Source organism: Saccharopolyspora sp. NPDC000995, from assembly GCF_053599315.1.
This window is the reverse complement of the sequence record NZ_JBSFLZ010000021.1, coordinates 63,049-70,475: the sequence shown is the minus strand read 5'-3', so window position 1 is coordinate 70,475 and position 7,427 is coordinate 63,049. Positions and strand designations below refer to the sequence as shown.

Genomic DNA, 7,427 nt, shown 5'->3' with positions numbered 1-7,427 from the left:
GAAGGAAGGCCAGCGGCCGCTGGTGCATTCCGACCAGGGCTTTCAATATCAGCACCGGTCCTGGCGGCGACTGCTGACCAGCGCGGGTGCGACCCGGTCGATGTCACGGAAGGCCAACTGCCTCGACAACGCCGTGATCGAGAGCTTCTTCCGGCACCTCAAGGAAGAGATGTTCCACCACACCCGCTACCTCAGCGTCGAGGCGTTCACGGCCGCGCTAGATGACTACATCACCTGGTTCAACACCAGCCGTGGTCACACACACTGCCAGGGCCTGAGCCCGGTGCAATACCGGACCCAGACCCTCGCCGCCTAGACTCTTGATTAACGAGTCCAACTCCCGGGGACCACTTCAATCCGGTCGAAGGCGCCCTTGAACGACGTTCCGCCGCCTGCTCCGCACGTCACGTGCATTTGTCGCAGGTGGCGTCGGGCAAGCAGAACATTCGAATCAGTCGAGTACCGCAAGGGCGTCGATCTCGACGAGGAGGCCAGCGGGGAGACCGACGTAGACCGTGGTGCGGGCCGGGAAGGGTTCGCCGACGATGCGGGCGTAGGTCTCGTTCATCTCCGCGAACTGCGAGGTGTCCGTCAGGTACACCCGCAGCATCAGCACGTCCTCCAGCGAACCGCCCTCGGCCTCCAGGATGGCGATGACGTTGCGCAAGCACTGCTCGGTCTGCTCGGCGACGCCGCCCTCGACGACCTTGCCGGTCTCCTGGCTCACGGCGGTCTGTCCCGATACCTGCAGGATGTTGCCCTTGCGAACGCCCTGCGACAGCGGGATGTTCGCCGGCGGCTTCGGGGCCTTGTCGGTGCTGACCACGGTCCTGGCCATCAGACTTCCTTTCCTCTGGGGTTTTCCGGCTGCCACCCCAGCTCGGCGGATACCCCGCGGGCGGCGTGCAGCACGTCGTCGACGAGGCCGAGCAGCCCGTCGAAGTCCAGCAGTACATTCGGCACCGAAAGCGACAGGGCCGCGACGACCTCGCCCCGGTGGTTGCGGATCGGCGCGCCGACGCAGTGGATGAAGTCTTCGTGCTCGCTGCGGTCCACCGCGTAGCCCTGGGTGCGCACCCGGTCCAGTTCGGTCAGGAACCGCTCGGCCGAGTCGATGGTGTTGACGGTCAGCTTCGGGTAGTTGAGCTGTTCGGCGAACCGGCGGCGCTGCTGCGTCGGCCAGTCGGCCACCAGCGCCTTGCCCACCGCCGTGCAGTGCACCGGCGCGCGGCGGCCGATGCGGGAGTACATCCTCACCGGGTGCTGGCTGTCCACTTTGTCGATGTAGACGACCTGGTCGTCGTCGAGGGTCGCCAGGCGCACGGTGTGCCCGCTTATCTCCCCCAGCGCCACCAGGTGCTGCCGGGCTACCCCACGCACGTCGAGGTCTTCCAGCGCTTGGTGGGCGAGGTCGAACAGGGCGCTGCCGAGGCGGTAATGGTGCACGCCCTCGCGGCGCACGAAGCGGCCCGCTTCGAGGGTGCGCAGCAGGCGCATCGCGGTTGATTTGTGCACGCCCAGGCGTTGCGCGAGCTGGTCGAGCGTCTGCGGGCCGGCGGCCAGCGCGGTCAGCACCGTCAGACCGCGTTCCAGGCTCTGGCTCACCGGCCACTCCATCCGTTGACGCGTTGCGCGGCTGATGGTACACACCTATCCGGCATTTTACGCAACTGCCGTTGCATTATGCGCAATAGGAGGCCTTCGTGTCGGCATGGGGGATCAACACCGCAGCGGTTCGCTCGCTGCACGACGAGCGCATCGACTGGCGCTTCAAAGGCATGCCGTCCGAGGCCTTCGGCAGCACCGTCGGCGAATTCCTCAAGCAGCGCCCGAAGTTGCACGACGCGGGCTTCGTCGGCCCGCTGCTGGTGCTCGATGAAGCGGCCCTGCAGCACAACCTGCAGACCATGGCCGACTGATGCGCGCAGCACGGCCTGCAGCTCGCGCCGCACGGCAAGACGACGATGGCGCCGCAGCTCTTCGAACGGCAGCTGGCGACCGGTTCTTGGGGCATCACCGCGGCGAACGTCAGCCAACTGCGGGTTTACCGCGCCTTCGGCGTCGAGCGGATCATGCTCGCCAACCAGCTGCTGGACCCCAGCGGGCTGGCCTGGCTGGCCGACGAACTGGACGCCAACCCCGAATTCGAGTTCAGCTGCTTTGTGGACTCGGTGCGCGGAGCGCAGCTGATGACCGGGGCGCTGGCCCACCACGGCGCGTCCCGGCAGGTCGACGTGCTGGTCGAGCTCGGCAGCGAGGGCGCCCGGACCGGTGCGCGAACGATCGCCGAAGCGCGCGAGATTGCCGACCTCGTACTGGAAAGCCCGATGCTGCGATTGGTCGGGGCCGGTGGCTACGAGGGCGCGCTGGGGCACGACCTCAGCGAGCAGTCGCTATCCGCTGTGGACGGATACACGGGGCGGTTGCGCGACCTCGTGGCGGAACTGGCCCAGGCCGGCCACTTCTCTGAGCTGGACGAGGTGATCGTCACCTGCGGCGGCAGCGCGTACTTCGACCAGGTGGCCGAGGCGTTCACCCAGTCGTGGCCAGCCGGGCTGCCGGTCGTACCGGTCCTGCGCAGCGGCGGATACCTGCTGCACGACGACGGTTTCTACCGGGTCCGCTCGCCGTTTGGCCGCGAGCACCGGCTGGCGGGCGCGGAATCGCCGTTGCGCCCCGCGATGCGGGTGTGGGCGCAGGTCACCTCACGGCCCGAGCGGGACCTAGCGCTTCTGACCATGGGCCGCCGGGACGTGTCGTTCGACCAGGACCTGCCGGAACCGCAGGTGATCCGCGGCGCGGACGGCGAGATCCGGGCGCTGACCGCCGGTTCGTGCGAGGTGACGTCGCTGGCCGACCAGCACGCGTTCCTGACCGTGCGGGACGCCGATCCGCAGATCGGCGACTGGATGGGCTTTGGCCTGTCCCACCCCTGCACGGTGTTCGACAAGTGGCCCCTGATCCCGGTCGTCGACGGCGACACCGTGATCGACCTGGTGCGCACGTTCTTCTAGTACGTCGGGTGGCCGGGAGGGCCTGGACATCGGTCAGGTGCAGGTGCTCGACGTTGAGCTTGTGCACGGCCAGCAGCTCGACGAACCAGAGCAAGCGCCGCGTGGACTACGCCGCCTTCCCCCGGCTGACCGCGTTCGCCGAGGTCGCCTGGAGCAGCCCCGACCGTGACTTCGCGGACTTCCGGCGCCGCCTGGTCGGCCACCACCTGCCCCGGCTGGATGCCTTCGGCGCCGGGTACCGCCCGCTCGGCGACCCGTACCCGTGGCAAACCCGCCCCGGCGTTCCCGGCCAACCGAGGTAGCGGGCCGCGGGGAAAACCCTTGAAACAGGTGTGAATCCGCGATCCCGCCCGGTAACGTCGCATTGAATGATCGATCAATCACCGGGGGTGAGGATGACGGAAGCATCGGTGGGCCAGGGAGTTCCGGTCTCCCAGCTTCCATCGCGCCTCGGCCGGCGGTGGATCAGACGACGTCGCGTGGAGAAGATCCCGGACCAGCCGATCGTCCACCTGCTGCGCGAGGACGACTCCGGTGCCCTCGTCGATCAGCTCTCCGGTCACCTCGGAACCGTCGTGCCGCACGTAGGGCTGGACGTCGGCGGCACGCCCGCAGAAACCCCGCGGCAGAAGTCGGTGCAGATCCGGAAGCTGCTTGACAAAGCGGCCCAAGGGCTGCGCGACGCCGACTCGTGGCCGCGGATCGGCCGGCTGCGCTTCCGCCGCTACGCACTACTGAGCTGGCTGCTGAAGAAGAACTTGCCACCGACGAACCTGGCCCAGGCGCCGCATTCGCACACCCGGCAGCTGCTGCGCGAATACCTCCGAAGCCGCCGACCCCGGCGGGACAGGCAGCAGCCCCCACAGGAAGCCGCGCTCTGGGAGTCGGCCGCCCAGAGCCTGCCCTGGTACCTCTTCGCGCTTTCACTGACGTTCTTCCCGCTCTACTACGCGTGGTGGGTGCGCCGGGGCCGCGTCGCCCGCTGGTTCATGCGGCAGCGCTACCTGTCCCCGCGCGAATCGGCGGACTTCCCCAGCTTCGCCCAGCGCCTGATCACCACGCCATCGCGCTGGGAAAACGCCGAGCAGGTGCGGAAACTGCTGGTGCACGCGTTCCTGACCGACCTGGCCGAGTCGTACACCAGGAGGCTGTGGCGGTGGCAGTGGGTGCCCAAGGACTGCTACCCGGTGCTGCTGCTGCGCAACCTCGGCGATGAGACCCCCGGCAAGATCCTGGTGCGGCTCATCAACGACGTCCGCAACGAGACCGGCGTCCCCGACCCGCTGCTGGTGATCGGCAGCGGCGCGCAGCCGCTACAGGACAGCGAGACCCCCAACGCACCGGTCACCCTCGAAAGCTGGCCCGAGACCCTGCAGGAAGCGCGGCGCAAGCGCTCGAACACCGCCTGGTACGTGACACTGCGGGTGGCAGGCGAGCCGCATTCGGCGGACGACGAACCCGGTGTTTCGCTGGGCCAGACGAGCCTGCCGCTGAAGCGTTCCAAGCTGCTGCGGCGTATCCCGCTCCTGCTGGTGGTCCTGCTGGTTCTCGGCGGCGGCGCCGCCTACCTCCAGCAGTACCAGCAGCACTGCGGCCGGAGTTGGTGGCCGTGGACCAACACCGATCTGTGGTCGGCTGGCGACGAATGCGTCGGTATCGCCGACCCCGGTTACCACTTCTCCAGCGACATCAAGGATGAGAACCTTCGCAATCGGCTCATAAACGCGCAGCAGGCGATCGAGGGCGAAAACGACCTGGCAGAGGGCAAGAACAGGTTGGACCAGGACCAGCCGCTGCCCTACATTTCGATCGTCTACTTCAGCACCCTCACCGGCAAGGACCCCGATTCGTCGACTCTGGACGGAGTCGCCGCCGAGTTGGAGGGCTTGGCGAAGGCCCAGGAGAAGGCGCGGATGGACGGCGGCGTGGCGATCCGGGTCGTGCTTGCCAACGGCGGCGCCTCGATGAGCCACGCTCCCGACGTCGCCGAGCGCGTCGTCGAATACGCCAAAGGCACCTCGCCGGGGGAACCGCCCGTGGTGGCAGTCGTCGGGCTGGGCGGCAGCTGGGACGGGACCGCGAAGGCGATCAGCACGCTGGGGCACAGCGGGCTGACCATGGTCGGCACGGTGACCTCGGCCGACGACTTCCCCAAGCTCAGCAGGCTCTACCACCAGGTGGGGCCGACCAACCTCTGGGAGTCCCAGGTCGTCGCGCAACACGTGCGCAACATCGGCGTCCACGACGTCACCGTGTACTACGAAGAAGGCGACCTCTACAGCAAGAACCTGGCCGAGGACATCGAGGCGCAGCTGGGGGATTCGGCCCGGTTGGTGGACCCGCAGCGCTCCAACCCCTCCGATGCCCTGCGGTGCAGTCCCGATTCGCTGGTCTTCTTCTCCGGAAGGGCGGACCAGTTCGGGAAGTACCTGAACACGGTGCAGGACAAGTGCGTCGACCCCAAGATGCGGCCGCGCCTGATGGCCGGGGACGACACGACGAAGTTCCTGCTCGACCGCCAGCTGCCGCCCGGCGTCCAGCTGGACTACATCGACTTCACCGGCCTGCGCGTGCAAGAAGGCACCGACGGCCTGGTGGGGCGGGGACTGCTCGCGTTCGACGCGGTCGACCTCGTCCGGCAGGCGGTGCGGAAGGTGACCGACGGGCAGGCGGAGGTCGACACGACGCCGCTGAACGGCCAAGCGGTCTGGTACGGGATCGCCCGGCTCGTCGAGAACCCGGGCGGTATCCGCGCGAACAGCGGCCCCATCGACTTCGGCGCCCCGGCCGGACAGGTCCCGGTTCGCAAGGCGATCTCGGTGATGCGAGTCGTGGAGGCTGGCCCGGACAGCGATCAGCCCAACGACCGCAAACCCGTGCTCGTGATGCACTGCGGGAACACCCCGCGCCAAACCGGCCAATGCCCCCCGTGATCGCCTAGAAGCGGTGAAAGGCACCTTTTAGCAACGAGTTTGCTAAAAGGTTCCTTTCGCCGCCGCAGTCCTATGGGGCGAGGCAGCCGGTCAAGTCAACCGCCGACGACGCCCTGCAAGCCGAACGTGGCGGAAGTCGACCACGAAGTGGCGGCGACCGCGACCGGCAGGAACAGCGCGGACCTGCGGTAGGCGAGCACGATGAGCGCGGCGAAGCCGACGTGGCAGGCGACGACAATGGGCCGCTCGACCCCGGTGTGCAGGAACGTCCACAACGGACTGCCCGACAACGGCTCGGCCGCTCCGGAGGGCAACTCCCGCGGCAGCAGCCACACGACCGCCATCCCCAAGGCGTATTGCAGTCCGAACAGGACGGACTCCGCGCCGCCGTGCCCGACCCCGGCGCAAGCGCGCCATCTGCCGTGCCGTTGGCCCGAATGCTCTGGCCGGCGCGGAAGCTTAGGTACCGCGCGATCTCCTCGCAGACCGCGTAGATCGCGTGGTGATCGCCTTCAGCGCCGCCAGGTGCGCCTCGTACGCACGGCGTCCTTTCGCCATGAGGCGCAGCCAGGTGCGGGGGCGCTTGCCGACGTACCCGTTGTTCACCTTGACGTAGCCCGCTTCCGCCAGCATCGACACCTGCTTGGAGAGCACCGAGTCGCTGACCTCGATGATGTCGGCGCACGTACCTGAACTCGGCCTTCTCCATCGCCGCGAGCGTCGCGGCGATGGAGAACCGCACCGCCCGCGCCAGCTGCGCGGCGGCCTCCACCTGCACCTCATTCATGGCAGCCCAAGTCCGCAACTACTTTCCAAGTTGTCAAGTAGATGCCGTAAATGCACCTACTTTCCGCAGCCGGGGAGATCAGGCCTGCTCGCCCTCCACGTATGCCTTGAGGCGCTGCAGGGTGGCGTCGATCGACCGCTGATTCTGCTTGGGCAAGCCGGTGCGGGCCACCAGCTTCGGCATCATCGCGGTGTAGTCATAGGTCTCGGTGACCCTGGTCGCCGAGTCGCCCTCTGGCGCCAGCTCGTACCGCCACAGGCCAGGCAACATGTGCCGCCACGCGATCAGCCGGTTCTCCTCGTACTCCACCACGGTGTTGGTGATCCGGTAGCCGACGCCCCGGCGCATCCGCATCCCGAACTTGGATCCGAGCACCAGCCGCCGCGGGCCGCTCATCTCCCCCTGCACCGTGCCAGAACCGTCGATGACTGAATGCTTGCGCGGATCGGCCAGCACCGCGAACACCGCCTCCGGTGGAGCCTGCACGACCACGCTGCCCGAAACCGAGAACTCGTTCTGCACCATGCCGCCGAACGTAATCACCCCGGATAACGAACCCGAAACGGCCAACCCCGGCCAGTGCGGCGAAACGGCCTTTCCACTCGCCCCAGTCGATGCCGTCCGACCACGTCCGGACGAAGCGCGAAGGGCACCTCTCACCGAGCGCATCGGCTGCACTGCCGAACACGTCGG

At 67.8% G+C, this 7,427-nt stretch carries 7 protein-coding genes and 2 pseudogenes; 4 read left to right on the top strand and 5 right to left on the bottom strand.

Features of this window, described 5'->3' with window-relative positions:
- A partial coding sequence (locus tag ACWDKQ_RS10440) for a transposase (protein WP_450138464.1) occupies positions 1-316 on the top strand: 316 nt, incomplete at its 5' end.
- Positions 317-451: 135 nt separating this feature from the next.
- On the opposite strand, the gene ACWDKQ_RS10435 is transcribed toward ACWDKQ_RS10440, so the two are convergent.
- Positions 452-838 (bottom strand): RidA family protein, encoded by a 387-nt coding sequence (locus ACWDKQ_RS10435; protein ID WP_450138463.1) that lies wholly within the window; start codon positions 836-838, stop codon positions 452-454.
- Positions 838-1,605 (bottom strand): IclR family transcriptional regulator, encoded by a 768-nt coding sequence (locus tag ACWDKQ_RS10430; RefSeq protein ID WP_450138462.1) that lies wholly within the window; start codon positions 1,603-1,605, stop codon positions 838-840. Before ACWDKQ_RS10430 ends, ACWDKQ_RS10435 begins: the two co-directional genes overlap by 1 nt.
- A gap of 173 nt (positions 1,606-1,778) precedes the next feature.
- Between ACWDKQ_RS10430 and ACWDKQ_RS10425 the strand changes: the two are divergent.
- The 3 genes and pseudogenes from ACWDKQ_RS10425 (at position 1,779) to ACWDKQ_RS10415 (ending at position 5,947) form a co-directional block, all read left to right on the top strand.
- A pseudogene (locus ACWDKQ_RS10425) lies at positions 1,779-3,014 on the top strand (amino acid deaminase).
- A gap of 89 nt (positions 3,015-3,103) precedes the next feature.
- Positions 3,104-3,316: pseudogene (locus ACWDKQ_RS10420) on the top strand (beta-N-acetylhexosaminidase); the annotation flags it as partial.
- A gap of 177 nt (positions 3,317-3,493) precedes the next feature.
- Positions 3,494-5,947 (top strand): hypothetical protein, encoded by a 2,454-nt coding sequence (locus tag ACWDKQ_RS10415; protein ID WP_450138461.1) that lies wholly within the window; start codon positions 3,494-3,496, stop codon positions 5,945-5,947.
- A 95-nt stretch (positions 5,948-6,042) separates the two neighbouring features.
- On the opposite strand, the gene ACWDKQ_RS10410 is transcribed toward ACWDKQ_RS10415, so the two are convergent.
- The 3 genes from ACWDKQ_RS10410 to ACWDKQ_RS10400 all read right to left on the bottom strand — a co-directional run bounded on the left by ACWDKQ_RS10410 (position 6,043) and on the right by ACWDKQ_RS10400 (position 7,259).
- Positions 6,043-6,282: a hypothetical protein gene (locus ACWDKQ_RS10410; protein WP_450138460.1), complete on the bottom strand. Its 240-nt coding sequence runs from the start codon at positions 6,280-6,282 to the stop codon at positions 6,043-6,045.
- 124 nt (positions 6,283-6,406) lie between these two features.
- Positions 6,407-6,730 carry a transcriptional regulator gene (locus ACWDKQ_RS10405; protein ID WP_450138459.1) on the bottom strand — a complete coding sequence of 108 codons (324 nt, stop codon included), beginning with the start codon at positions 6,728-6,730 and terminating at the stop codon, positions 6,407-6,409.
- Between the two features lie 82 nt (positions 6,731-6,812).
- Positions 6,813-7,259: an SRPBCC family protein gene (locus tag ACWDKQ_RS10400; RefSeq protein ID WP_450138458.1), complete on the bottom strand. Its 447-nt coding sequence runs from the start codon at positions 7,257-7,259 to the stop codon at positions 6,813-6,815.
- Positions 7,260-7,427: the final 168 nt, after the last annotated feature.

What these genes read in the sequence shown, in the direction of transcription:
- ACWDKQ_RS10435 (WP_450138463.1), bottom strand. Translation starts at nt 838, where the DNA reads ATGGCCAGGACCGTGGTCAGCACCGACAAGGCCCCGAAGCCGCCGGCG.
- ACWDKQ_RS10405 (WP_450138459.1), bottom strand. Translation starts at nt 6,730, where the DNA reads ATGAGGTGCAGGTGGAGGCCGCCGCGCAGCTGGCGCGGGCGGTGCGGT.
- ACWDKQ_RS10400 (WP_450138458.1), bottom strand. Translation starts at nt 7,259, where the DNA reads ATGGTGCAGAACGAGTTCTCGGTTTCGGGCAGCGTGGTCGTGCAGGCT.